The sequence below is a fragment of the Nocardia terrae genome (genome assembly GCF_009760405.1).
Classification (GTDB): domain Bacteria; phylum Actinomycetota; class Actinomycetes; order Mycobacteriales; family Mycobacteriaceae; genus Nocardia; species Nocardia terrae.
Genome location: NZ_WRPP01000001.1, coordinates 147,905 through 171,596, shown reverse-complemented (window position 1 = coordinate 171,596; position 23,692 = coordinate 147,905). Strand labels below are relative to the sequence as shown.

General features: G+C 68.2%; 23 protein-coding genes. 12 read left to right on the top strand and 11 right to left on the bottom strand.

Features of this window, described 5'->3' with window-relative positions:
* Positions 1-12: 12 nt before the first annotated feature.
* Positions 13-2,301: a molybdopterin-dependent oxidoreductase gene (locus GPX89_RS00810; RefSeq protein ID WP_157354560.1), complete on the bottom strand. Its 2,289-nt coding sequence runs from the start codon at positions 2,299-2,301 to the stop codon at positions 13-15.
* 108 nt (positions 2,302-2,409) lie between these two features.
* On the opposite strand from GPX89_RS00810, the gene GPX89_RS00805 reads away from it, so the two are divergent.
* From GPX89_RS00805 to GPX89_RS00795, 3 genes are read left to right on the top strand one after another with little or no spacing between them, the layout of a single operon-like run.
* A complete protein-coding gene (locus tag GPX89_RS00805) occupies positions 2,410-3,063 on the top strand; it encodes a TetR/AcrR family transcriptional regulator (protein WP_235946614.1) in 654 nt (217 codons plus the stop codon).
* Between the two features lie 2 nt (positions 3,064-3,065).
* Positions 3,066-3,920 (top strand): 3-hydroxyacyl-CoA dehydrogenase, encoded by an 855-nt coding sequence (locus GPX89_RS00800; protein ID WP_157354558.1) that lies wholly within the window; start codon positions 3,066-3,068, stop codon positions 3,918-3,920.
* A gap of 57 nt (positions 3,921-3,977) precedes the next feature.
* On the top strand, positions 3,978-5,741 hold the full coding sequence (locus GPX89_RS00795) for an oleate hydratase (protein WP_157354556.1): 1,764 nt from the start codon (positions 3,978-3,980) through the stop codon (positions 5,739-5,741).
* Between the two features lie 55 nt (positions 5,742-5,796).
* Here the strand turns inward: GPX89_RS00795 and GPX89_RS00790 are convergent, their stop codons facing one another.
* Positions 5,797-6,912 (bottom strand): serine hydrolase domain-containing protein, encoded by a 1,116-nt coding sequence (locus GPX89_RS00790; protein ID WP_328601383.1) that lies wholly within the window; start codon positions 6,910-6,912, stop codon positions 5,797-5,799.
* A 250-nt stretch (positions 6,913-7,162) separates the two neighbouring features.
* Here GPX89_RS00790 and GPX89_RS00785 point away from each other — a divergent pair, with 250 nt between their 5' ends.
* Positions 7,163-8,917: a hypothetical protein gene (locus GPX89_RS00785; protein ID WP_328601382.1), complete on the top strand. Its 1,755-nt coding sequence runs from the start codon at positions 7,163-7,165 to the stop codon at positions 8,915-8,917.
* A gap of 119 nt (positions 8,918-9,036) precedes the next feature.
* Positions 9,037-9,612, top strand: coding sequence for a TerD family protein (locus GPX89_RS00780; RefSeq protein WP_157354552.1), 576 nt, complete (start codon positions 9,037-9,039; stop codon positions 9,610-9,612).
* Here GPX89_RS00780 and GPX89_RS00775 read toward each other — a convergent pair.
* From GPX89_RS00775 to GPX89_RS00750, 6 genes are all read right to left on the bottom strand, one after another.
* Positions 9,594-10,550 carry a PLP-dependent cysteine synthase family protein gene (locus GPX89_RS00775; RefSeq protein WP_157354549.1) on the bottom strand — a complete coding sequence of 319 codons (957 nt, stop codon included), beginning with the start codon at positions 10,548-10,550 and terminating at the stop codon, positions 9,594-9,596. The two genes, GPX89_RS00780 and GPX89_RS00775, sit on opposite strands and share 19 nt — an antisense overlap.
* 77 nt (positions 10,551-10,627) lie before the next feature.
* Complete coding sequence (locus tag GPX89_RS00770; RefSeq protein WP_157354547.1) at positions 10,628-11,410, bottom strand: SGNH/GDSL hydrolase family protein; 783 nt, start codon at positions 11,408-11,410, stop codon at positions 10,628-10,630.
* A 72-nt stretch (positions 11,411-11,482) separates the two neighbouring features.
* Positions 11,483-11,905 (bottom strand): nuclear transport factor 2 family protein, encoded by a 423-nt coding sequence (locus GPX89_RS00765; RefSeq protein WP_157354545.1) that lies wholly within the window; start codon positions 11,903-11,905, stop codon positions 11,483-11,485.
* Positions 11,906-12,008: 103 nt separating this feature from the next.
* A complete protein-coding gene (locus GPX89_RS00760) occupies positions 12,009-12,731 on the bottom strand; it encodes a MerR family transcriptional regulator (protein WP_328601381.1) in 723 nt (240 codons plus the stop codon).
* A 10-nt stretch (positions 12,732-12,741) separates the two neighbouring features.
* Positions 12,742-13,629 carry an alpha/beta fold hydrolase gene (locus GPX89_RS00755; RefSeq protein WP_157354544.1) on the bottom strand — a complete coding sequence of 296 codons (888 nt, stop codon included), beginning with the start codon at positions 13,627-13,629 and terminating at the stop codon, positions 12,742-12,744.
* Positions 13,630-13,670: 41 nt separating this feature from the next.
* Positions 13,671-15,260 carry a carboxylesterase/lipase family protein gene (locus GPX89_RS00750; RefSeq protein ID WP_157354543.1) on the bottom strand — a complete coding sequence of 530 codons (1,590 nt, stop codon included), beginning with the start codon at positions 15,258-15,260 and terminating at the stop codon, positions 13,671-13,673.
* A gap of 211 nt (positions 15,261-15,471) precedes the next feature.
* On the opposite strand from GPX89_RS00750, the gene GPX89_RS00745 reads away from it, so the two are divergent.
* Complete coding sequence (locus GPX89_RS00745; RefSeq protein WP_157354539.1) at positions 15,472-16,698, top strand: cytochrome P450; 1,227 nt, start codon at positions 15,472-15,474, stop codon at positions 16,696-16,698.
* 102 nt (positions 16,699-16,800) lie between these two features.
* Positions 16,801-17,184 (top strand): hypothetical protein, encoded by a 384-nt coding sequence (locus GPX89_RS00740; RefSeq protein ID WP_157354537.1) that lies wholly within the window; start codon positions 16,801-16,803, stop codon positions 17,182-17,184.
* A gap of 59 nt (positions 17,185-17,243) precedes the next feature.
* Here GPX89_RS00740 and GPX89_RS00735 read toward each other — a convergent pair whose 3' ends face one another.
* Positions 17,244-17,705 (bottom strand): PaaI family thioesterase, encoded by a 462-nt coding sequence (locus GPX89_RS00735; RefSeq protein ID WP_157354535.1) that lies wholly within the window; start codon positions 17,703-17,705, stop codon positions 17,244-17,246.
* A gap of 151 nt (positions 17,706-17,856) precedes the next feature.
* Between GPX89_RS00735 and GPX89_RS00730 the strand changes: the two genes are divergently transcribed.
* The 3 genes from GPX89_RS00730 (at position 17,857) to GPX89_RS00720 (ending at position 20,928) form a co-directional block, all read left to right on the top strand.
* Positions 17,857-18,507 (top strand): GntR family transcriptional regulator, encoded by a 651-nt coding sequence (locus tag GPX89_RS00730; protein ID WP_157354533.1) that lies wholly within the window; start codon positions 17,857-17,859, stop codon positions 18,505-18,507.
* Entirely contained in the window at positions 18,507-19,733 is a 1,227-nt protein-coding gene (locus tag GPX89_RS00725; protein ID WP_157354531.1) for an MFS transporter, read from the top strand. The genes GPX89_RS00730 and GPX89_RS00725 overlap by 1 nt, the downstream gene beginning before the upstream one ends.
* An 88-nt stretch (positions 19,734-19,821) precedes the next feature.
* Complete coding sequence (locus GPX89_RS00720; protein WP_328601380.1) at positions 19,822-20,928, top strand: arylsulfotransferase family protein; 1,107 nt, start codon at positions 19,822-19,824, stop codon at positions 20,926-20,928.
* Between the two features lie 21 nt (positions 20,929-20,949).
* On the opposite strand, the gene GPX89_RS00715 is transcribed toward GPX89_RS00720, so the two are convergent.
* Positions 20,950-21,639: a dienelactone hydrolase family protein gene (locus tag GPX89_RS00715; protein ID WP_157354528.1), complete on the bottom strand. Its 690-nt coding sequence runs from the start codon at positions 21,637-21,639 to the stop codon at positions 20,950-20,952.
* A gap of 59 nt (positions 21,640-21,698) precedes the next feature.
* Positions 21,699-22,022 carry a rhodanese-like domain-containing protein gene (locus GPX89_RS00710; protein ID WP_157354525.1) on the bottom strand — a complete coding sequence of 108 codons (324 nt, stop codon included), beginning with the start codon at positions 22,020-22,022 and terminating at the stop codon, positions 21,699-21,701.
* Positions 22,023-22,107: 85 nt separating this feature from the next.
* Here GPX89_RS00710 and GPX89_RS45255 point away from each other — a divergent pair, with 85 nt between their 5' ends.
* On the top strand, positions 22,108-22,578 hold the full coding sequence (locus GPX89_RS45255) for a MarR family winged helix-turn-helix transcriptional regulator (protein ID WP_198347211.1): 471 nt from the start codon (positions 22,108-22,110) through the stop codon (positions 22,576-22,578).
* Entirely contained in the window at positions 22,578-23,570 is a 993-nt protein-coding gene (locus tag GPX89_RS00700) for an LLM class F420-dependent oxidoreductase (RefSeq protein WP_328601379.1), read from the top strand. Before GPX89_RS45255 ends, GPX89_RS00700 begins: the two co-directional genes overlap by 1 nt.
* The last annotated feature ends 122 nt before the right edge of the window (positions 23,571-23,692 follow it).

The window sequence follows — 23,692 nt, the reverse complement described above, 5'->3', positions numbered from 1 at the left end:
CCGTCCGCATCGCTAGGAAGCGGCGATGGCGGGTGGGCCGGTGACGGTCAGAGGAGGGAGGGGGGCGGTGTAGGGCTCGATTTCGACCAGGGAGAGCTGGCCGGTGCAGCCCTGGCTCAGGCGGGAGGTGCCGCGGTCGTTGGTGACCGCGTTCGGGTTGCCGTGGCGGCAGAAGGTCGGGTCGGCGGGGTCGGGGTCGTACCAGGCGCCGGTGGAGAGCTGGGCTACGCCGGGGCGGACGGCGTCGCTGATCTCGAGGCCGGCCAGGCAGCTGCCGCGGTCGTTGAAGATGCGGACGACGTCGCCGGCGGCGAGGCCGCGGGCGGCCGCGTCGTCGGGGTGCAGGCGGACGGGCTCGCGGCCCGAGATCTTCGTGGACTGGCTGTGCGCGCCGATGTCGAGTTGGCTGTGCAGCTTGGTCCGGGGTTGGTTGGCCACCAATTGGATCGGGAAGCGCGCCGCCTGCGGGCTGCCCAGCCATTCGTCGGGTTCGAGCCAGACGGGGTGGCCGGGGCAGTCGTCGTAGCCGAAGCCCGCGATGGTCTCGGAGAAGATCTCGATGCGGCCGCTCGGAGTGCCGAGCGGATGGGCCGACGGGTCGGCGCGGAAGTCCGCGAAGGCGACGTGCTCCTCGGCCTCGAGGGGCAGCTGCGCCGGTTCACCGGCCCAGAACGCCTCGAAGTCCGGCATCTCGTAGCCGCGCTCGCCGAGCCGGTCCCGCCATTCGTCGTAGAGGTGGCGCAACCACTCCTGCGCCGTGCGGCCCTCGGTGAATTCCTTTCCGACACCCAGCCTTTCGGCCAGCTCCCCGAACATCCAGTAGTCGTCGCGAGCCTGGCCGTGCGGGCGGGTCAGGGCGGGCATCGGGAAGAAGAAGCGGTCGCCCTCTCCCGAGCCGTAGTCGTCACGCTCGATGGTCATGGTCGAGGGCAGCACGATATCGGCGTGCCGGGCGGTGGCCGACCAGAACGGATCGTGCACCACCACGGTGTCGGGACGGCCGAACGCGGTGCGCAGCCGGGCCAGGTTCTGGTGGTGGTGGAAGGGATTGCCGCCCGCCCAATAGACCAGGCGAATGTTCGGGTACGTGCGGTGCTCGCCGTTGTACTCATAGGGCGCACCGGGATTGAGCAGCATATCCGCGATCCGCGCCACCGGAATGAAGTCCTCGACGCCATTGCGGCCCTGCGGCAGCTTGGGCGGCGAGGTGACGCGCACGGCCAGACCGACATTCGCGGACGAACCGTAGCCGTGCCCGAAACCGCCACCGGGCAGCCCGATCTGGCCGAGCATGGCGGCCAGCACCACGCCGAGCCACAGCGGCTGCTCGCCGTAGCGGGCGCGCTGCAGCGACCAGCTCACCGTGACCAGCGTGCGGGTGCTCGCCATCTCGCGAGCCAGCGACCGAATCCGTTCCGCGGCAACGCCGGTGATCGGCTCGGCCCACTCCGGATCCTTGACGATCCCGTCGACGCCGCCGCGCAGATAGTCCGCGAAGCGTTCGTAGCCGACGGTGTAGCTGTCGAGAAAAGCGTTGTCGGCCAACCCTTCCGCGTCCAGCACCTGCGCCAGCGCCAGCATCAGCGCGGCATCGCTGCCCGGCCGCGAGGCGATCCATTCGGCCTGAGCCTCGGCCGGAATATCGTCGCGCAGCGGGCTCACCGTGACGAACCGGCAGCCGTTCTCCCGCGCGGTGCGGATCCAGCCCCGGCCGTTGTGCCGGGACACACCGCCGGGCGAGACCGCCGCGTTCTTCGGCGACAGCCCGCCGAAGGAGACGACCAGCTTCGAATGCTCGGCCAGCACCGATTTCGTGGTGGCGCGCGACATGATGGTGCCCATATCGGCGAGGATGTGCGGCAGCAGCACGGTGGACGCGCCCAGGCTGTAGCTGTTGCGGTGCGCGACATAGCCGCCCAGGCAGTTCAGGAAGCGGTGCACCTGGCTCTGCGCGTGATGGAATCGGCCCGCGCTGGCCCAGCCGTAGGAGCCGCCGTAGACCGACTGCGCGCCGAATTCCCGGTACACCCTGGCCAATTCACCGGCCAGCAGATCCAGCGCGGTCTCCCAGGACATCGGGACGAATTCGTCCGCGCCGCGCGCGGCGGGCCCGGGCCCGTTCTCCAGCCAGCCCTTTCGCACATACGGCTGGTCGATGCGGGCCGGATGATGTTGCGCCGAGGCGACATTCTCGATCAGCGGCATGGGCTCGGGGTCCTCGCGCCAGGGGCGCACCTCGGTCAACCGGTCGCCGTCGCTGTCCGCCTCGAAGACACCCCAGTGGGTCAGATGCGTGCCCATGGGATCAACATACGCCCGGTCGGCGACACCGTGGGTTGCACTTCTGATAACCGGGAGTACGCTCATTTTTGAGCATACTCATTTCTGATGCGGAGTTGGAGGTGTCCGATGGTCGCGCAGGCCAGATCGGTGCACGTCACCCGAAGGCAGCGGAAGATGCACGACAAGCAGTCGCGGATCTTCGACGCCGCCGCAGCCATGTTTGCTGAACACGGATTCGATGGCACGACCACGCAGCAGATCTCCGACCGGGCCGATATCGCCGCCGGGACGCTGTTCCGGTACGCGGCCTCCAAAGGCGAACTGCTGCTCATGGTTTACAACGAGGAGTTGCGCACCGCGCTCGAGGACGGCGCTGCCGAGGCGCGGGCGCGGACCGACTCCCTCACCGCGGTGTTCGCGATGGTGCGGCCGCTGCTGCGCACCGCGGAGCAGCGACCCGAGAACACCATCGCCTACCAGCGCGAACTGCTGTTCGGGTCGCCGACGGACAAGTACCGGTCCGAGGGTCTGGCCCTGGTCGCGCGGCTGGAATCCATGATCGCCGAGCGGCTCGTCGCCGACGCCCGCGCGCGCGGCATCGATGCGGGCCCGGTCGAAGAGCAGGCGCGCCTGGCCGGACGCAGCGTGTTCGCCGCCCTGCATCTGGCTCTCGTACAACCGTCCACCGGGGCGCATCCCGGTCACGACGCCATGGCGGATCTGCGTTCGCAGATCGCGCAAATCATCGCTGGATTCTTCACATCCCTAGGGAGGCAATGACAATGAGCATCGACATCCGCAAGGTCACCGTGCTCGGGACCGGCGTGCTCGGTTCCCAGATCGCATTCCAGACCGCGTTCCGCGGATTCGACGTCACCGCCTACGACATCACCGAGGACGCGCTGACCGCCGCGCGCGGACGCTTCGACAAGCTGGCCGCGGTCTACCGCGAGCAGGTGGCGGGCGGCGCGGACGGCAAGGCCGAGGCCACCGCGGCGGGCATCGCGCTGACTTCCGATCTGGCACAGGCGGTCTCCGACGCCGACCTGGTGATCGAGGCGGTGCCGGAGGTGCTCGCCATCAAGCAGGACACCTACGAGAAGCTGGGCAAGCTCGCGCCCGAGCGCACGATTTTCGCCACCAACTCCTCCACGCTGCTGCCCAGCGCCATGAAGGATTTCACCGGCCGGCCGGACCGGTTCCTGGCGCTGCACTTCGCGAATCAGGTGTGGCACTTCAATACCGCCGAGGTCATGGGCACCGTCGACACCGATCCGGCCGTGTATCAGGCGGTGGTCGACTTCGCCACCGCCATCGGCATGGTGCCGATCGAATTGCACAAGGAGAAGGCCGGATACGTCCTGAACTCGCTGCTGGTGCCGCTGCTCGACGCCGCCATGAACCTGGCCGAGGGCGGATACGCGAGCCCCGAGGACGTGGACAAGACCTGGACCATCGGGACCGGCGCACCGGCCGGGCCGTTCCGGATCCTCGACATCATCGGCCTGACCACGCCCTACAACATCATGGTCAACGGCGACGAGACCTCGCAGCGAATCGCGCAGTGGCTCAAGACCAATTACATCGACCAGGGCAAGCTCGGGATCGCGACCGGAGAGGGGTTCTACAAGTACTGAGCCGAGATCCACGGCAGCGCAAGCACTTCGGGACCAATTTCAGGGATAGGAGTTCTTATGTACTACAGCAGTGGCAATTACGAGGCGTTCGCCCGTCCGCGCAAGCCCGCGAACGTGGACGGCAAGACGGCGTGGTTCGTCGGCTCGGGCCTGGCCTCGCTCTCCGGCGCGGCCTTCCTCATCCGCGACGGGCAGATGCCCGGTAACAAGATCACCATTCTGGAAGAGCTGAAACTGCCGGGCGGCGCGCTCGACGGCATCAAGGAACCGAAGAAGGGTTTCGTCATTCGCGGTGGCCGCGAGATGGAGAACCACTTCGAATGTCTGTGGGATCTCTTCCGGAGCGTTCCGTCCATCGAGGTCGACGGCGCGAGTGTGCTCGACGAGTTCTACTGGCTGAACAAGGACGACCCGAACTTCTCCCTCGAGCGCGCCACCGTCAATCGCGGGCAGAGCGCCCAGACCAAGAACCTCTTCACGCTGAACGACAAGGCGCAGAAGGACATCACCAAGATCTTCCTCGCCACCCGTGAGGAGATGGAGGGCAAGCGCATCAACGAGGTGTTCTCGAAGGACTTCTTCGAGAGCAACTTCTGGATGTACTGGCGCACCATGTTCGCCTTCGAGGACTGGCACAGCGCGCTGGAGATGAAGCTGTACCTACACCGGTTCATCCACCACATCGGCGGCCTACCGGACTTCTCGGCGCTGAAGTTCACCAAGTACAACCAGTACGAGTCGCTGGTGCTGCCGCTCTACCGCTGGCTGCTGGACCAGGGCGTGACCTTCAAGTTCGACACCACGGTCACCGACGTCGACTTCGATATCACCGCGAAGCGCAAGCAGGCCACCAGGATTCACTGGATCTCCGAGGGCGTCGAGGGCGGGGTCGACCTGGGGCCCGACGATCTGGTGCTGATGACCATCGGCTCGCTCACCGAGAATTCCGACGAGGGCGACCAGCACACGCCCGCCAAGCTCAACGAGGGTCCCGCGCCCGCCTGGGACCTGTGGCGTCGAATCGCCGCGAAGGACCAGGCTTTCGGCAACCCGGACGTCTTCGGCGGGCACATCCCCGAGACCAAGTGGGAGTCGGCCACCGTCACCACGCTGGATCAGCGCATCCCCGACTACATTCAGAAGATCTGCAAGCGGGATCCCTTCAGCGGCAAGGTGGTCACCGGCGGCATCGTCACCGTCAAGGACTCCAGCTGGCTGATGAGCTGGACGGTCAACCGTCAGCCGCACTTCAAGCAGCAGCCCAAGGACCAGATCGTGGTCTGGGTCTACTCGCTGTTCGTCGACAAGCCCGGCGACTACGTGAAGAAGACGATGCAGGAGTGCACGGGCGAGGAGATCACCCAGGAATGGCTGTACCACTTGGGTGTTCCCGAGGCCGATATCGCTGAACTGGCCGCTGATGCGGCCAAGTGCGTGCCGGTCATGATGCCCTACATCACCGCCTTCTTCATGCCCCGCAAGGCGGGCGACCGCCCCCAGGTGGTTCCCGAGGGCGCGACCAACTTCGCCTTCATCGGCCAGTTCGCCGAGACCTCGCGCGACTGCATCTTCACCACCGAGTACTCGGTCCGCACCGGCATGGAGGCCGCGTACCAGCTCCTCGATATCGAACGCGGCGTCCCCGAGGTCTTCGACTCCACCTACGACGTCCGCACCCTGCTGGCCGCCATGGCCCGCCTGCGCGACGGCGACCCGGTCACCCTGCCCGGCCCCGACCTGCTGTGGCGCGGCCTGGCGAAGCGGCTCGGCAACAACGAGATCGGTGAGCTGCTCACCCAGTACGGCGTTATCGGCAAGTAGTCCCCGTCCCGTCCTCGGCCCGGTCCCCACGGACCGGGCCGAGGACGGCCGTCAGTCAGGCGACCGCGCAGACGATGGCGGTCAGAGCCGGGGAGAAGTGGTCGTTGGTTTCCTCGGTGTTGACGCTGACGGCGATCGCGGTGCCGCCGGGAGTGGCGACCGCGAGGGTGCTGAACCCCGGGATGCCGCCCGCGTGGCCCCAAGCCTCCGCGGTCCGGTTCTGGCACGGGAGTTGGAGCCGGATGAGACCGAGGCCGTAGGCCATCGCCCCGTCGGGCGTCATCGGAACGGTGTTCTTCATGAGGTCGAGCTGGGCCTGCGGCAGCAGCTTCCCGGTGATCAGCGCAGTGGTGAAGCGGTTGAGATCGGGGCCGGTGGAGACGATCGCTCCGGCCGCGCCGGTCCACGCCGCCTCGATATCGGTGATGTCGGCCCACGTGCCGTCGACCTTGTGGAACCCGGTCGGATGCGGTTCGCGCAGACCGGTTTCGCCGGGCACGGGGAGATAGGTGTCGCGCATGGCCAGCGGATCCAGAATCCGGCGGCTGATCTCGGTCGCGAGCGGCCGACCCGTGAGGCGTTCGACCATCATCCCGAGCAGCACGTAATTGGTGTTGGTGTACCGGAATTGCGCCCCGGGCTCGAATTGCGGCGGCATGGTCATCGCGATGCCGACCAGATCGGCCGGTCCGAGATCGCGGTACGCCTTGCCGTCCGACATCTGATCCAGTTGCTGCGGCTGCTTCTCGCTGGGATCCTCGGGCGCGAAGTCCGCCAATCCACTGGTGTGCTGGAGCAATTGGTGCACCGTGATCCGGTTCCCGTCATTGCCGTTCCCCTGTACGACCCCCGGCAGGTACTTCTCGATCGGAGCCTCGAGTTCCACCGAGCCCTCGCCCACGAGTTGCAGCACGACCGTCGCGACGAAGCTCTTGGTGACACTGCCGATTCGGAAGTGAGACCCTTCGACGTATCCGGTCCCCGCGGTGGCGGTCCGCGTTCCCTCCGGGCCGCTGATCACCGCCTGCGCCGCTGGCAGCCCGGACCCGACCAGATCGGTGAGCGCATCGGTGACCTGCGCGGGCAACGGCGTGGCCGGGTCCGATTTCGCCGTGCGCCCACCGCATCCGGCTACCGCCGCCAAGGCCAGGCAAGCCGCGACCGCCGGCACGACAGATCGCCACCGGTGACGCCCGAGAAACGGATTCATTCGCATACACCGACCCTAAAAACCCGACCGGCCTCTACGCATCGGGGAATCCCCGGACACCGTCCTCATCCTCGGGGCGGGCAACCTAGCGCAACGACCCCGACCGCCGAGCCCGTTCTCGCGGGATTCGGAATTGTTCACAGCGGTGGGGATCGTTTGCTTTCGCACTGCCCAATGACCGCGGACATCCCGGCTGGTGACGATGCTGTTCGTGAGAATTTCGTTGGGCTGGGGGACGGTCGCGGTGGCCGCGGGGACGGTGGCCGCGCTGATTTCGCCCCTGGGGGCTCGGGCGCACGCGGTCGCGCCGGTCAGTGCGGCGACCGATCGGCAGGAAACGGTCCTGGACGACAGGGACGGCGTGATCGTCTCGCAGGTCAGTTTTCTGCTGCCGTTGCCGCCGAACGCGCCCGCGCATCCGCCGGAGTGCGATCGGGCCGGGTTCCTGCGCTATCGCGCGGCCGACGGACCGACGGATTCGGCGGACGCCGATTCGGTGGTGGTGCAGCAGCAGGGATTCGACGGCGGCGCAATGAATTCCGACAGTGTGGCCGCCAATACCGTGCGCTCGGCGGCGCAGCTGGGCCGCAAGGTGGAGTTCTGGGCCATGGCCCGGCGCAGCAGCTGCCTCGACGAGACGACGGGATTCGACTATGCGCTGAAGACCGGGAACTACCTGGACGCCGTCGACTACTACTTCAACGGCATGCCCATCGACGGGCGAGTGTTCCCGGGGTTCAAGAACTCCCAGGATCTGGCAGTGCTCGACTCCATGGGGCTCGAGCGGGTGCTGCGCGACCAGTACGAGATCATGCTGCACGAGATCCCGGATCAGCTTGTGCGCCAGCACAAGTACGTGTGCACCGGCATTTCGATGGGCGGGCTGGTCACCGGCTTCTTCGCCGACTGGGATTTCGGCAACGGTGACCCCGACGCCGCGGGCTACAGCCAGTGCGCGGCCTTCGTGTCCCAGGATTCGATGGTGTCCTCGGACCCGGTCGCCATCCAGAACACCCCGTTCCTGCACGATCTCACCAATGCGATCATCTCGCCGGTCAACGATGTGCTGAAGGCGACCCAGAACATCGGCCTGCTCCCGCGCATCCTCGGCGCGACGCCGGTCATCGGGACCAAGGCGTTCCTGATCTACCGTCTCGCCGGACTGGCCGCGCATCTGGACCCCGACGGGGAAAGCCACCTGCTGGCGCACCTTCCGCACGACTTCGAGATCGACTCCACCCTGAACTTCCTGTTCGCCTCGACCTGGGCCGATTTCGCCACCGATGGCGCGGACGGCACCGGGACCCTGCGCGACTACCGGTTCACCAATACCGCCCTGCTCGGCGAGCTGCTGGACAACAACTCCTGCAACTTCGAACTCCTGCAGCAGGGTATGGGCGTGCTCGACGGCGGGCCGGTGCGGCCCAAGAGCTTCCCCAATCCCGGTTCCGCGACCCAGATTCCGATTCTCGGCAACTACCTGCGTCTGTCGGCGGGGCCGCAGGAACGCTACGCACCATCCGACCGGTCGGTGCTCTACACCTGGCGGAACTACGACAACGTCCAGGGCGTGCCCTACACCGCCCCCGGCCACGAGGTCGCCGACATCCGCGACGTGGCACGGCAATTGGGCTCCGGCGGCCCCTACGCCTACTGGGAGACCTACTTCCCGCTGCGCGTGGTCCTCGACATCGCCGCGGGCTACGGCGGCGCCCGCACCGGCGACATGGGCGAGCTGCGCTACCACGGCATGGAACGCACCAAACCGAACCTGGTGCTCTGGGCCGGTGACAGCGTCGTGCAATTCGGCCCCGGCCTGGTGTTCCCGGTCCCCCAGACCGCCATCGTGCAGACCCTGCCCGGCTACAACCACATCGACACCATCGGCGCGGCCGCGGTACAGAACAACGGCCTCACCGACTACAGCGGACGCTATCTCGCGGAGTTCCTGCGCTCACTCGGATGACCTGGAGTGCAGGTACATCCGAGGCGAAACCGCCCCCGGCGCGCCTATTCGCTGGCCGACGCGCCGCGTCGCGAGGACGATGGGGCATGGATGAACCGATCCTGAGGGAAGGCAATTCGATGAGTGTGAGTTTGGCCAAGGGCGGCAATGTCTCACTGTCCAAACAAGCGCCGAATCTGACGAAGGTGGCCGTCGCCCTGGGCTGGGACGTACGCAGCACCACGGGAGCCGATTTCGACCTGGACGCCAGCGCGCTGGCCTGCGGACCCGACCAGCGGGTCGTCTCCGACAAGCATTTCGTGTTCTACAACAACCTGCGCTCCCCCGAGGGCACCATCGAGCACACCGGCGACAACCTCACCGGTGAGGGCGAGGGCGACGACGAGGTGATCAACCTGGATCTGGCGGCCATGCCGCCGAACATCACCAATGTCTTCTTCCCCGTGTCGATCTACGAGGCCGAGACGCGGCGGCAGGCTTTCGGGCAGGTGCGCAACGCCTACATCCGGGTGATCGACGCCGCCACCGGCTCGGAGCTGACCCGCTTCGACCTCACCGAGGACGCCTCGACCGAGACCGCCATGGTGTTCGGCGAGCTGTATCGGCACGGCCCCGAATGGAAGTTCCGGGCCATCGGGCAGGGCTACGCCTCCGGATTGGCCGGTATCGCACGGGATTACGGCGTCAACGTCTGAGCCTCGCGCCGGAACACCGGGGTGCTCAGGTATTTCAGGCCCGAGTCCACCAGGACGGTGACCACGCGCGCCCGCGCGCCCAGGCGTCGGCCGATCTCGATGGCGGCCAGCACGTTCGCGCCCGAGGAGGTGCCGGCGCACAGGCCCTCCTCGCGGGCCAGGCGGCGGGCCATGGCTTCGGCGTCGGCGGTCGAGACGGCCATCACCTCGTCGACCAGCGTGGGATCCCACAGCGGCGGCGGATACCCGATGCCGATGCCCTCGATGCGATGCGCGCCCGGTGCGCCGCCCGAGAGCACCGGCGATTCCGCGGGCTCGACCGCGACCACGTGCAGCCTGCGCTGCTTGTGATAGCGCAGCAGCGAGGCCGCGCCCCGCAGGGAGGCCGCGGTGCCGACCGCCTGCACGAACGCGTCCACCCGGCCCTCGGTCTGCGCCCAGATCTCCTGGCCCATCGAGTGATAGCCGGTGATGCTGTCGGTGTTGTGCAGCTGATCGGTCCAGAAGGTGTCCGGTTCGCGGCCGAGCCGGGCGGCCGTGGCGATCATGTCCCGGAACAGGCGCTCGGTGAACATGCCGTCCGGACTCGGGACCAGGGTGAGTTCCGCGCCGAAAGCCGCCATCTGCGTGAGCTTCTCGGCGCTGAACGCCGCCGAACTGACGATCCGCAGCCGATAGCCCTTGGCCGCGCAGACCAGCGCCAGCGCCGCGCCCGTGCTGCCGCCGGTGTATTCGACCACGGTGCCACCGGGTTTCAATCGCCCGTCCCGCTCGGCCACGCCGATCACGGCCTGCGCCATGCGATCCTTCATGCTGCCGGTGGGATTCTGGCCCTCCACCTTCACCAGGATCTCCGCGCAATCGGGCGGCACCACGCGGTGCAGGCGGACCAGCGGCGTATGGCCGATCGCCGCCAGGGCATTGTCGCCGATGAGCATGGTCGCACCGACCCTTCCCGCCCCCCGCTGGGCTCAGGGTCGATTGTCCGGCAGCCGAACCGGTTTCACTGCCGGATTCAGAGCATGAGCACCGGCAGCGGGTCGGGGCGCTTGGCCGACCGATTGTCGCCGGAGGACAGCCCGCGCAGCCGCCGCATCACCCAGGGTCCCAGGGCCACGGCCGCCCACTGCAATTCGTTCGCCATCGATCGCAGCACGCCCGGCTCGGGCAGCGCGGGGAACAGCGGGCGGGTCCAGGAGTCGTCCGCGCCGGGCAGGCGCAGCGCCTCGGCCATGGCGTCGGCGATGCGCTGGTGGCCCAGCGGGCTGGCGTGCAGGCGGTCCGGATTCCACATGCGCGGGTCCGAAACCACGGCGTGGCCACCGGTTTCGGCCACGATCACGCCGTGCCGGTGCGCGGCGGCGCGAATACGGTCGTTGAGCAGGGCGATCCGGCCGCGAATCGGGCGGGCCAGCGGGATGTTGTCGGCGATATCGGGGAAGGTCAGCGTGCCCACCACCGCACCGGCCTTGGTGAAGGCCGCGAACATGGCCTCCACGTGACCGGCGATCACGTCGGGTTCGAAGTTCGGGCGCAGCAGATCGTTCATGCCCGCCAGCACGGTGACCAGATCCGGGCGCATCGCCAGCGCCGCGTCCAGCTGATCGGTCCGGATCTGGTGGGCGAGCTTGCCGCGCACGGCCAGATTGGCGTAGCGCAGTTCGGGATTGGTGCGAGCGAGTCGCTCGGCCAGCCGGTCCGCCCATCCCCGCAGGCCGGTCAGGTCGTCGCCGTCGCCGACACCCTCGGTCTGGCTGTCGCCGACGGCGACATAGCGGGTGTAGCTGCCATTGGTCATGGCGGATCGGCCTTTCGGTGTCTGTCCGTGGATCATCCCAGGAAACCGGGCCCGGCGGCGGGCCCGGCCGCATCAGTTCACGAGACCGCCGCCTGCCCGTTCGATCTCCGCAACCGCCTCTTTTTGAATTCGCTCGAACTGCGCGCCCATCGCCTCGGCCAGCGCCTGCGCCCCCGACAGCGGCCGCACCATCACCATGAACTCGTCGATCTTGCCGTCGGCGTTCAGGTGGATGAAGTCGCACCCGGTGATCCGCTTGCCCCCGACGGTCGTCTCGAAGACGAGAGCGTGGTCGGCGGCGTCCTCCGCGCCGATCTCCTTGATGTAGCGGAAGTCCTCGAACACCCGCATCACCCCGCGCAGGATCGCCGCGGTGATGGCCTTACCCGGATACGGCTTGAACGCGACGGGACTGGTGAATACGACGTCGTCGGCCAGCAAAGCCTCGATCGCGGCCTCGTCACGAGCCTCGACAGCCTTCCGGAACGGGTGCATGACGCCTCACTTCCCTATTCAACTCATTGCTTATGCCTCTCGACGGTATCCTCCGGTCGACCCGAATGTCCAGAGTCTGAGTAGTCAAAAAATTGAGTACCGCTCACGTGGCTCGGCGGGCGGCTCGGTGCGACAGCGCACCGAGGACGCGCTGCCAGGCCGGGGAGGTGTCGGCGATGTGCGAGGAGACCAGCGGCAGGGCGGACGGCTGGGCCCCGATGCGCTCGTTCTCGATCGCGAGGGCGTCGAGGTCATCGATGAGCCGATCCAACCGGGGGTCGTGCGGGTCCCAGTCGACCGACTCATCGCAGGCCAGGATCAGGCGGACCGTTTCGGAATCGTCCAGGGCGGCATGCTTCTCGCGGACGCGCTGCGGAACGGCCTGCGGGGTCAACGCCCGCATCAAGATCCAGGCATCCCGCTCGAGGCGGATGCGCAGGTCACCGATGCCCAGGGCACGCATGCGGTCGAGGAGGGCGACCACGTCGGGCGGGAGGACCAGACGCTCGCCGCCGGCCAGTTCGGCGATGCGGGCGCGATACTCGGTGAGCTGGTCGATCCTGCGTTGTAGATCGGCGTCGATATCGGTGATGGCCGCGGCGAATTCGGCCGGTTGGGCGTGCAGCAGGGCGTCGATGCGCGACAGCGGGACGCCCGCGTCGGCCAGCGTCCGGATTCGAATCAGGTCCACGGCGGCCTGCGCCCCGTAGCGGCGGTAGCCGGAGGCGTCGCGGTCGGGCTCGGAGAGCAGGCCGACGTGGTGGTAGTGGCGGACGGTTCGCACCGTCACACCGGCGGTGGCCGCGAGTTGACCGATGGTGAGCACCGCGCCGAGTCTAGGTCCGCGGCAGGCGGTCGACGACGTCGCGGATCGCCTGGACCACGGCGTCGGGGCGGTCGAAGCAGAGCCGGTGGTGGAGGGTGTCGGAGAGGATCCGCTGTTCCCCGCACGAGACCGAATTCACCAGGGCCGCATCCATTTTCGTCTTGGCATCGTGCAACTCCCGATAGAACGGGTCGTTACCCACCACCGTCAGCGCGATTACCGGGACATCCGGAAGGCCCGGCCCCGTACGCAGTTCGGCGGCGGGCGCGATCAGCGTGCTCCGTTCGGCCACCCCCGCGCGCAGCCATTCGTCGCTGGTCTTGGCCTCGATCAGCGCATCCCGCAGGCGCGCGGGATAGTTCGCGAGCAGGTCCGCGGTCATCGCACACACCGCGGGCCGCATCTGCTCGATCTGTTCCGGGTCCCCCGCCATTCGCTCGGTGGCGGCCAGGCTCGACGCGGCGGGCACGAAGTCGTCCCAGTCGCGGTGCAGCCCGTCGAGCCAGACGAGGCCCGCGACCTCCGCCGGGAACAACTGGGCGAAGCGGTAGGCGTAGAAGCCGCCGAGGGAATGAGCCGCGAGAACGTAAGGCGCGGGGATGTTCCGGGCCCGCAGGAGCTCGCGCAGTTCGGTGGCGACCGCGGCGGCGGTCCGGGGCAACGGCAGCGGATCGCTGTAGCCCGAGCCGCCGCGGTCGTACACCACGGCCGTGGTGAACTGCGAAACCCCCTGTTGCACACCGTAATAGTCCAAACCTACCGCGCTCGCGCCCGGCAGGAACACCACCGCCGGTCCCCCGCTGCCCGCCGTGTGCACGAAAATCCGTCGCCCCTCGATCTCCTGGAATCCACCGACCGGCGGGGCGAGCCGGTCCGAAGCAATGCTGTCGTTCGTCATGCGACCAGCCTCCAACCCTGACGTAGCGTCAAGGTCAACCCTTATCGCGCCAGATCGCTCCAGAACTCACAGCGATGATCCGCGGCGAAGGCATCGGACGGCCGACTGCCGGTGGGGCGGAACGAGAGGTAGGCCGGGGCCGTGGCCGAGTATCGCGGGATGGCGGGGAGGCCCCGCGGGTCCGCGGTGTTGGCGGTGATGAAACGCGCCCAGTAGCTGCGCATTTCGGCTTGCAGTCGTTGCTGGTCGGGGGTCATGACGCCGTGCAGGAGCGGACCGGCCTGGACCAGGTCGAACAGGGATGGGAGCTCCGAGGCGTGGTAGGCGCCCAGGGGGAAGGTGCTGGGCGGGGACAGCGGGGACGGGTCGTCGAATTGGTAGACGTAGGTGGGGTTCTGGCGGCTGAAGTCGGCGACCTGGCCGATCAGGTTGCAGACGACCTTGTCGGTCCAGACCCGGCTCAGGGCGAGGGCGGGCTGGGCGTAGGCGGAGAGCGGGTACTCCGCCATGACGCGGTCGAGGCTGTCCTGGTCGAGCTTCAGCTGGTCCCGCAGGACGGTGGGGTAGACCGTGGCGTCGAGTCGCGCGCCGAGGGGGATGCCGTATTTCATCCACACCCACAGCGCCATCTCGTCGTGGTTGGATCCGATGAACGTCGGAATCCGCGCCATGCCACCGGCTTTCAGCTTCGCCACCGGATCCTGGGGCAAGAAGTCGTTGCCGTAGACCACGTTCGTCGATTCGGGGGTGTGGTCCACCGGCACGTCGGGTGGCAGGGCGCGCAGGCAGGCGGCGGCATCCGGTCCGGCGCAACCGACTCCGGCGGCCCAGGCGTCACCCTCGGCCTCGGCGTCCGCGAGGGATTGACCCGAGCACGGACCGCTCTGCATCATCGCCGCTTGGAACAGCCCGGCCGAGCCGGGGGCGGCCATCTGGGCGCAGATCGAAATCCCGCCCGCCGATTCACCATCCACCGTGACCCGATTCGGGTCGCCGCCGAAGGCCGCGATATTGCGCTGCACCCAGCGCAGTGCCGCCTGCTGATCCATCAGGCCGTAATCCCCCGCGCCCGTCCCGTCGTCGAGGGCGGAGGCGGCCAGAAAACCGAGGATTCCGAGCCGGTAGTTGATGGTGACCACGATGCTGTCGCCGTCGGGTTGCGAAACCAGAGGCGCTGCGCCGTAGATGTTTCCGGCGCCGGTCTGCAGGCTGCCACCGTGGATCCACACCATCACCGGCAGGCCGCGGCCGTCGGCGGGCAGGGTGGGCGGGGTCCACACATTCAGGTACAGGCAATCCTCGTCGGTGGAGCGCGGCCCGCCCAGCCCGGTGGCCTGGGCGCATTTGGGACCCGCGTCGCGCGCCTCGCGGATGCCCGGCCAGGGTGCCACGGCCTGCGGCGGCCGCCAGCGGAGCGCGCCGACCGGCGGTGCGGCATAAGGGATTCCATTGAACAGCCGATAGTCCGGCGCCACGACACCGTGCAGGCCGCCGCTGTCGATGGTGACCACATCGGGTGCCGTCGCCCGCGCCACCGGCCCGTTCACCGCGAAGACCGGCGCGAGCAGGGCGGCCACCGCGACCACCGCTCCGGCTCCTCGTCCCGCCCACATCCGTTTGCGCACGATCACCCGAGCCTCCTGGGCCAGCAGCGTTTCGCGTAGGCATTCGATACTAGTCGGCCGTCCCGGACGGGGGTCCGGAGTCTCGAGACGGGCGGGAAAGCCCAGCGTGCGGGTGAGCCGCCGGGGCCGTGCCGTCTCACGGCGAGACGGTCGTTGACACCCGATTCCAGGCCGGGAAACCGTGGGGCACACGAGACCTTCCACAGTTGGGACCGCGATGACCCTGCTCTCACCCGATGCCCTCGACCTCTTCGACCCCGCCCACCTCGACGACCCGTACCCGCTGTACCGCCGCCTGCGCGCGGAGTCACCGGTCCACCGCATCCCGGGCACCGACTTCTACCTGGTGACATCGTGGGATCTGGTGACCGAGGCGGTGAATCGAACCGACGACTTCTCCTCGCACCTGACCGGCGCGCTGCTACGACAGCCGGGACTGCCGCCATCCACCTTCGACATGGACGGCAGCGGGCGGGCCGTCCACGTGCTGGCCACCGCGGACGAGCCGAGCCACCAGGCCCAGCGCAAACTCGTACAACCCCTGCTGGCCAAGCGGATTCGCGGTCTCGCTCCGACCGTCACCGAACTCGTGAACCGGCTCTGGTCCGAGGAGCTGCACGGTGATCGCATCGAGTGGGCCGCGGGCATGGCCGACCGGCTCCCGCTGTCACTGGTCGCCGACATCATCGGCCTGCCGGATGCCGCTGTGCCACAACTGCTCACCTGGGCCTACGACAGCACCGAAATGCTCGGCGGCGTGGTGGACGCGGACCGGTTCGCCCTACTGGCGGCCGCCGCCACCGACCTGACCGCCTACCTCTACACCGAATTCCATGCCGCCCAGCAGGATCCGGGTGACGATCTGCTCGGCGCGCTGGCCCGCGCCCACGCCGCCGGGGAGATCACCGACGCGGTGGCGGTGCTCATCCTCGTCCAACTCGTGGGCGCGGGCGGCGAATCCACCGCGGGCCTGATCGCCAATGCCGCACGGCTGCTCGCCACCCGCCCGGACCTCCAGGACGAGCTGCGCCGCGAACCCGCGCTGCTGCCCGCCTTCCTCGACGAGGCGCTGCGCCTGGAATCGCCCTTCCGCGGCCATCATCGGCACGTGCCCGCCGATACCGCGCTGGGCGGCATCGAGATTCCCGCGGGCAGTCACGTGCTGCTGTCGTGGGGCGCGGCCAATCGGGACCCGGCCCGCTTCGAGCACCCCGACGTCATCGATCTGGACCGCCGCAGCGGCGCGAACAATCTCGCCTTCGGCCGCGGCATCCACTTCTGCATCGGCTCGGCGCTGGCCAGGCTGGAGGCCACCGCGGCGCTGACCGCGCTGCTGGACCGCACCACCGGATTCACCCTCGTCGAAGACGTCCCGCCGCAGTGGTTTCCGAGTATTTTCGTGCGCCGCCACCGCAGCTTGCCGCTGCGCCTGGCATTCCGGTGATTCTTTCCGCGCGTCTACCGCGTGCCCGGCACCCGCGCACGGCATGATCGTCGTCGATCGGGGGGTCGTCTACAGCCGTGACCACAGGAAGGGGTTCTGTTCGTGAAGACCGTGTACCTCCGCCGCATCGCCCTGGCCGCGCTCGCGTGTGCCGTCTCGGGGGCCTTCGCCGCCCCCGCGTCCGCCGACGCCGCGCCGCAGCGGATCACGCTCGACTACTCCAAGGGCAAGTGCGCGCAGACCACGCTCATGGCGCATTCGATGACGCCCACCACGCTGGAGATCACCACCTCCAACAATTTCACCGACGACGCCAAGATCGACCTGAACGGCCAGCGGGTGGCGCTGCCCGACACCTACGGCGCGCAGACCACCAAGGTCGACCTGGGCAGCCCGATGCCCGGCGCCATCCCGTTCAAGGTGTCCGGCTCCGAGTGGCCGGGCAGCGCCGGGACCGGCTGCGAGGGCTGGATCATCGTCGCCTGAGCGACCCCGACAACGCCTGAGCCCCGGGGCCGTCCCCGGGGCTCAGGCGTGTCAGCGGCTCACTTGCCGTGCGTGCGCAGCTGGTAGAGGCCCTCGGTCTCGGCGACGACCACACCGTTGGCGTCGGTCACCACGGCCTTCAGGACATAGTCGGCCTTGCCCTTGGCGTCCGCTTCCTCGATGACGCGGGCGATCTCCTCGGCCGACATCGACACCTCGGCGCGCACATCGGTGGCGGCGGGCTTGCGGAAGTAGATGTGCAGGTCCTTCACCAGCGGGAAGTACTTGCTCATATCGAAGCTGGCGATGGCCATCGCGCCGCCGAGCACCTCGGCGACGGTGAACAGCACGCCGGCGTACATGACGCCGAAGTGATTGCCGTTGCCCTCGATCGGCACCGAGGTGGCCGCGAAACCGGGGCGCACCTCCTCGGCCCGCACACCCATCTTGTGCGCGACCGGGATCGTGAATTCCAAGCCACCGTTCACGACCTCGTTCAGCGGCGGGGCGTCGTTCGCCATGCGGACCTCCTCGTCCTGGATACGGCCTACGTTACTGACGTAGCGCCAACAGCATGAATCATGCGGGGTGAGAGGGTTGTGGCGCAACTCCCTCACCCTCCCGCGTGAACCCGGCCACATCCAGGCGAATTCACCCGATGCCGAAACTAGTATGCAAGTCGTGTCCAAGACCTTCTCCGCTGCCGAACGGGCCTATCGCGAGATCAAGGAACGCATCCTCACGGGCGATCTGCCGGGCGGGGAACTGGTCAGCGAGAACGAGATGGCCGGGGAACTCGGCACCTCCCGCACCCCGGTCCGCGAAGCCTTCCTGCGACTCGAGACCGAGGGCTGGATGCGGCTCTACCCCAAGCGCGGCGCGCTCGTGGTGCCGGTGCCCTCGCACGAGGCCGAGCACGTCATCCACGCCCGCTACGTGGTCGAGACCGGCGCGGTCGACGCGCTCACCCGGATCGCGCGCGCGGGCCTGATCCCCCGGCTGCGCGAGTCCCTCGACCGCCAGCGCGAACTCGCCGAGGCCGGCGACCTGGACGAATTCGCCATCGTGGACGCCGATTTCCACCGCGAATACGTGGTCGCCGCCGACAACCCGCTGCTCACCGGCTTCTACGACTCACTGCGCGAACGCCAGCGCCGCATGAACAGCGTCGCGCTGCACCGCGGCGAGACCAATACCGATCGAATCATCGAGCAGCACACGGTGATCACCGACCTGATCGAAGCCGCCGACGCCGCCGGTTTCGCCGAAGCACTCGCCGAGCATCTGACCCACGTGCACGGCGTCACCCTGAGAGGACTGTGATGGCGACGCTGACATCCGTCGGCACCCGGGAAACCGGCCTCGGCACCCACCCCAAGGCGTGGCTGGGCGTGGCCACGGCGATCTTCGCGATCGCCTGGGGCGGAAACGAATTCACCCCGCTGCTGGTCATGTACAAGCGCGACGGCCTGTCGGTCGCCACCGTGGACCTGCTGCTGTTCTACTACGTGCTCGGCATCATCCCGGCGCTGCTCATCGGCGGCCCGCTCTCCGACCGCTACGGCCGCCGCCCGATGATGCGGCCCGCGCCGCTCGTCGCCGCCGTCGGCTCGACGCTGCTGGCCTTCGGATCCGACTCGGTCCCCATGCTTTCCGCCGGGCGCGTGCTGTGCGGCATCGCGCTGGGGCTGGCCATGGCCGTCGGCAGCAGTTGGCTCAAGGAACTCTCCCAGGCGCCCTACACCGGAGAAACCTTGTCCGGCACCGGCGCTCGCCGCTCGGCCATGAGCCTGACCGGCGGCTTCGGCGTGGGCGCGGGCGTGGCCGGAGTGCTGGCGCAGTGGGCCCCGTGGCCGGACACCCTCGCCTACCTGATCAATGTGCTGCTGTGCCTGGTGGCGGCGGCGGTGCTGGTGCGTTCGCCGGAAACCGCTGCCCCGCAGGGGCTTCCGGGACGGCTGTGGGACGACCTGAAGGTTCCGGCGGCCGCGCACCACCGCTTCCGCACCGTGGCGCTGCCGCTGTCGCTGTGGTTGTTCGCCTGCTCGGCCGCGGCCTACGCGGTCATGCCGACCCTCATGATGCCCAAGGTCCACAACGCCCCCATCGCGTTCTCGACCCTCGTCACGGTCATCACCCTGGGCTGCGGCTTCGGCATCCAGTCCGTCGCGCGCCGCATCGACCGCCCCGGCTCCCTGCGCCTGCCCGTCCTGGCCTTGACCCTGGTCGTCACCGGAATGGCCCTCGCCGCAGCCGCTTCCGCCACCCTCACCATGTGGCTGACCATCCTCACCGCCATCACCTTGGGCATGGGCTTCGGCAGCGGCCTGGTCGCGGGCCTGCTCGAAATCGAGCGCATGGCCCGCCCCGACGACCTGGCCGGCCTGACCGCCGTCTTCTACGCGGTCAGCTACCTCGGCTTCGGCGTCCCCGCCGTCATGGCCATCTGCCACGACACCACCGGCGTCGGCTACCCGGCCATGTTCGCCGTCCTCGCCGCCGCCTGCGCCCTCTGCCTGGCCGTCGTCACCCGCGCCCGGAAGGCCTGAGGACGCGAGTTCGCCTCAGGCAGATCGGAAACCTTCATCTCGGCTCCGGACTGCTGAATATTCGACGGGCTGAATATTTGGAGGTTTCGTGGAGCAGAACACGCTCGAGCGGCGGGGTGTCGGACTGATCGATGTCGATCCGGAGCTCGCCTTCCCGGGGTACACGTTGTACGCACCGCTGGCGGGCGACGGCCGGGTGGACCTGGTCGGCCTGCGCGGTGAGCTGGTGCATCAGTGGCAGTTGCCGTACCGGCCGGGGCGGCACGGGCGGCTGCTGGCGGACGGGACGCTCGCCTACAACGGCGTGACGCTGGCGGCGGGTGTGCTGTTTCCCATGTGGCGCAAGTACAGCGGCGGATCGATGGGCAAGTACGCGCCGGACGGGACGCTGATCGCCGAGCACCGGGACGAGTTGCAGCATCACGACGCTCACCACTACGACGACGGGCGCATTCTCTACACCGCGGTCGAACCGCTGACCGGTGCTCAGGCCGAACGCATTCGGGGCGGCGTGCCCGGCACCGAGGCGGACGGCACGGTATGGGCGGACGTGATTCGCGAGGTCGCGGCCGACGGGACCACCTTGTGGGAGTGGAAGGCCGCCGAACACCTCGATCCCGCCGATTTCGTGCTGCAGCCGCATTATTGGCGCGAGCACTGGCCGCTGATCAACAGCGTGCACCCGGTCGGCGAGCACACCGTCGTCGCCAGTCTGCGCAGCGTTTCCGCGGTCATCGTGATCGACCGGCGGACCGGGACGGCGAGAACTCTCGTCGACCGCGCCACGGTGGCGCAGCAGCATCACGCCACGCCGCTGGGTGACGGGAAGCTGCTGGTGTTCGACAACGGCACCTTCCGTACCGGCGAATCGGTCACCTACACCCGCGCCATCGAAATCGACCTGGCCACCGGCGAACTCGGCTGGACCTATCAGGACTCGCCGCGCGAGGCGTTCTTCACCCCGTACATGGGTGGCGCACAGCGGCTGCCCAATGGCAACACCCTGCTCACCGAGGCCGCCTTCGGTCGCATTTTCGAGGTGACGCCGGACAGCCGAATCTGCTGGGAGTACGTGGTCCCGTCCTTCACCGAATACCCGGATTCCGATACGGCCCAGGTCTTCCCGGGTGTGTCCAACGCCGTCTTCCGCGCCTATCGGTACGCCGCGGCGGACATTCCCTGGCTGCAGAGGTAGCCGCGCTCGCCCCTTCGGCCCTCAGCGCAGGTGGATTTCGAAGAAGTTGAAGATCCGTTTCCAGGCGTCCTCGGTGACTTCCTCGTTGTAGCCGAGCCCGGTCACGCGAATGACCGGCTCGGCGGGGGTGAGATTGGCGAAGGAGTGGGTGACGCCGGGGTAGGTCTTGACGTCGTGGTCGATGCCGTAATCGGTCAGCACGCGTTCGAGTTTCGAACCGCGACCGGGGTTGGCGGGATCGAGCGCGCCGTAACTGGCGACGATCGGGCAGGAGCCGCGCAGGAGTTTGTCGTAATTTCCGCGGCCGGAGGGGTAGAAGGGGGCGGCGACGTCGAATCCCTTGGTGGCGACCAGGAGTGCGAAGCCGCCGCCCAGGCAGAAGCCGACCACGGCGACGCGGCCGGTGCAGGCGGGATCGGCGATGAGATGGGCGCGGGCGCTGAGGATGTCGGTCACGGTGGTGCCCTGACCGTTGGACAGCAGTTCACGCATCATGCCGGGGACGCAGCGAACGCGGCCGCGCGCGAACAGGTTCGGGGCGATGGCGAGGTAACCGCTGTCGGCCAGGCGGCGCGCGGTGCCCTGGACGTCCGCGCCCATGCCCATACCGTCGTGCAGGACCACCACGCCCGGCCAGGGACCTGGCCCGGCCGGGGTGGCGATGTATGCGTCGATGGGTCCGTTCGGGGTGGTCAGTTGGATCGCGCTCATCGTCGAGCCCCTCCGTCGTGGATCTAACCGGCCACCGCATCCTAACGTGTCTGGGACAATTAGTTCTCGATCGGCAGGCCCGCTTCGGTCCAGTCCTGAATGCCCTCACGGTATTTGCGGACATTGGTGTAGCCCAGCTTCTCCAGCTTGGCGGCGACCGCCTGACTGTTGGGGCACGCCGGGTTGGAGCAGTAGGTGACGATGGCCGCGTCGCGGTCCGGAAGCAGTTGCGGGGCCTGGCTTTCCACGTCGGCCTCGACCAGGGCGAGCGCGCCGGGGAGATGCGCCTTGGCGTAGTGCTCGCCGCCGAGGGCGTCGAGCACGATCACCGATCCGGCCTCGATCTCCTTGACGAGTTCGTCGCGGGTGATGAGTGCGGTCATGGGATTTCCTTTCCGAGCACGAAAATGTGTGCGTGTGCACGCTATTACTTATGTGCGGGCGCACGCAACTGGTTATGATGGGCCGGTGTCAACCCGATCCCATCCGGCCGTCCACGCCTGGGCCGCGCTGCTCCAGGTGCACGCCAAACTCGTGCCCGAGCTCGACGCCGCCCTGCGCCGGACCACCGGACTCCCGCTGAGCTGGTACGACGTGCTGCTGGAACTCGATGCGCCGCACCGGCTCCGGATGAGCGACCTGGGCGAGCGCGTGGTGCTCAGCCGCACCCGGGTCAGCCGGCTGGTCACCGAGATGGAGTCGCACGGTTTGGTGCGGCGTGAATCCAATCCGGACGACGGGCGCTCGGCGTTCGTGAGCATCACCGATGCGGGCCGCCGGCGCTTCCGCGAGGCCGCGCCGCATTATCTGGCCGAGATCCAACAGCGCTTCGGGGGCAAACTGGACGAGGCCGAACTCGAGACCATGGCCTCGGCGCTGCGCAAGGTGCTGGGCCCGGCCGAGATGGCCACACCGAATTCGAACAGAGGAGACACCTAGTGCGTTTCGGCATCTTCATCCCGCAGGGCTGGCGGCTGGATCTGGTCGGGATCGACCCCGCCGCGCAATGGGGCGTGATGCGAGACCTGGCCCAGCGGGCGGATTCCGGGGACACCTGGGAATCGCTGTGGGTCTACGACCATTTCCACACCACCCCGGTGCCGACCGAGGAGGCCACCCACGAGGCGTGGTCGCTCATGTCCGCGCTGGCGGCGAGCACCTCACGCATCCGCCTGGGCCAGATGTGCACCGCCGTCAGCTACCGCAACCCGGCCTACCTGGCCAAGGTCGCCGCCACCGTCGATCTCATCTCGGGCGGCCGCGTGGAAATGGGCATCGGCGGCGGCTGGTACGAGCACGAGTGGCGCGCCTACGGCTACGGATTCCCTTCCCCCGGCGTGCGATTGGGCCGCCTCGACGAGGGCGTACAGATCTTCAAACAGGCCTGGACCACCGGCAAGGCCACCCTCGACGGCAAGCACTACCAGGTCGACGGCGCGATCGTGCGGCCACTTCCCTTGCAGGAGGGCGGAATTCCGATCTGGATCGCGGGCGGCGGCGAGAAGGTGACCCTGCGCATCGCGGCGAAGTACGCCCAGTACACCAACTTCGCGGGCGACCCGCAGACCTTCACCCAGAAGTCCGAACTTCTGCGCGCCCACTGCGCCGAGGTCGGAACGGATTTCGACGCCATCACTCGCAGCTCGAACTTCAATACCCTGGTCGGCGCCACCGAAGCCGAGGTCCAGCAGCGACTGGCGGAACTCGAGGCCCGGCTGACGCCGTTCTACGGCGCGGAGAACACGGCCCAATACGTCAAGGGCATGTTCCGCGACTCCCCCGCCGTCGGCACCCCGGAACAGATCGTCGAACGACTCTCCAAAGTCAAGGAACTCGGCCTCGGCTACTCGATCCACTACTTCCCCGAGACCGCCTACGACACCTCGGGTCCGGAGCTCTTCGAGCGCGAGGTCATCCCGGCACTGCGCTGAACGGACATGGAAAACGCCCGCTGACAGCGGATTACCGGTGTCAGCGGGCCGAACCCGATGCCCAACCGGCTCGGCGCAGCGCCCCGGAAGTGGCCGCGACACCGGGGCACGATGCACACGAG

What these genes read in the sequence shown, in the direction of transcription:
- GPX89_RS00810 (WP_157354560.1), bottom strand. Translation starts at nt 2,301, where the DNA reads ATGGGCACGCATCTGACCCACTGGGGTGTCTTCGAGGCGGACAGCGAC.
- GPX89_RS00805 (WP_235946614.1), top strand. Translation starts at nt 2,410, where the DNA reads ATGGTCGCGCAGGCCAGATCGGTGCACGTCACCCGAAGGCAGCGGAAG.
- GPX89_RS00800 (WP_157354558.1), top strand. Translation starts at nt 3,066, where the DNA reads ATGAGCATCGACATCCGCAAGGTCACCGTGCTCGGGACCGGCGTGCTC.
- GPX89_RS00795 (WP_157354556.1), top strand. Translation starts at nt 3,978, where the DNA reads ATGTACTACAGCAGTGGCAATTACGAGGCGTTCGCCCGTCCGCGCAAG.
- GPX89_RS00780 (WP_157354552.1), top strand. Translation starts at nt 9,037, where the DNA reads ATGAGTGTGAGTTTGGCCAAGGGCGGCAATGTCTCACTGTCCAAACAA.
- GPX89_RS00775 (WP_157354549.1), bottom strand. Translation starts at nt 10,550, where the DNA reads ATGCTCATCGGCGACAATGCCCTGGCGGCGATCGGCCATACGCCGCTG.
- GPX89_RS00770 (WP_157354547.1), bottom strand. Translation starts at nt 11,410, where the DNA reads ATGACCAATGGCAGCTACACCCGCTATGTCGCCGTCGGCGACAGCCAG.
- GPX89_RS00765 (WP_157354545.1), bottom strand. Translation starts at nt 11,905, where the DNA reads ATGCACCCGTTCCGGAAGGCTGTCGAGGCTCGTGACGAGGCCGCGATC.
- GPX89_RS00755 (WP_157354544.1), bottom strand. Translation starts at nt 13,629, where the DNA reads ATGACGAACGACAGCATTGCTTCGGACCGGCTCGCCCCGCCGGTCGGT.
- GPX89_RS00745 (WP_157354539.1), top strand. Translation starts at nt 15,472, where the DNA reads ATGACCCTGCTCTCACCCGATGCCCTCGACCTCTTCGACCCCGCCCAC.
- GPX89_RS00735 (WP_157354535.1), bottom strand. Translation starts at nt 17,705, where the DNA reads ATGGCGAACGACGCCCCGCCGCTGAACGAGGTCGTGAACGGTGGCTTG.
- GPX89_RS00730 (WP_157354533.1), top strand. Translation starts at nt 17,857, where the DNA reads ATGCAAGTCGTGTCCAAGACCTTCTCCGCTGCCGAACGGGCCTATCGC.
- GPX89_RS00725 (WP_157354531.1), top strand. Translation starts at nt 18,507, where the DNA reads ATGGCGACGCTGACATCCGTCGGCACCCGGGAAACCGGCCTCGGCACC.
- GPX89_RS00715 (WP_157354528.1), bottom strand. Translation starts at nt 21,639, where the DNA reads ATGAGCGCGATCCAACTGACCACCCCGAACGGACCCATCGACGCATAC.
- GPX89_RS00710 (WP_157354525.1), bottom strand. Translation starts at nt 22,022, where the DNA reads ATGACCGCACTCATCACCCGCGACGAACTCGTCAAGGAGATCGAGGCC.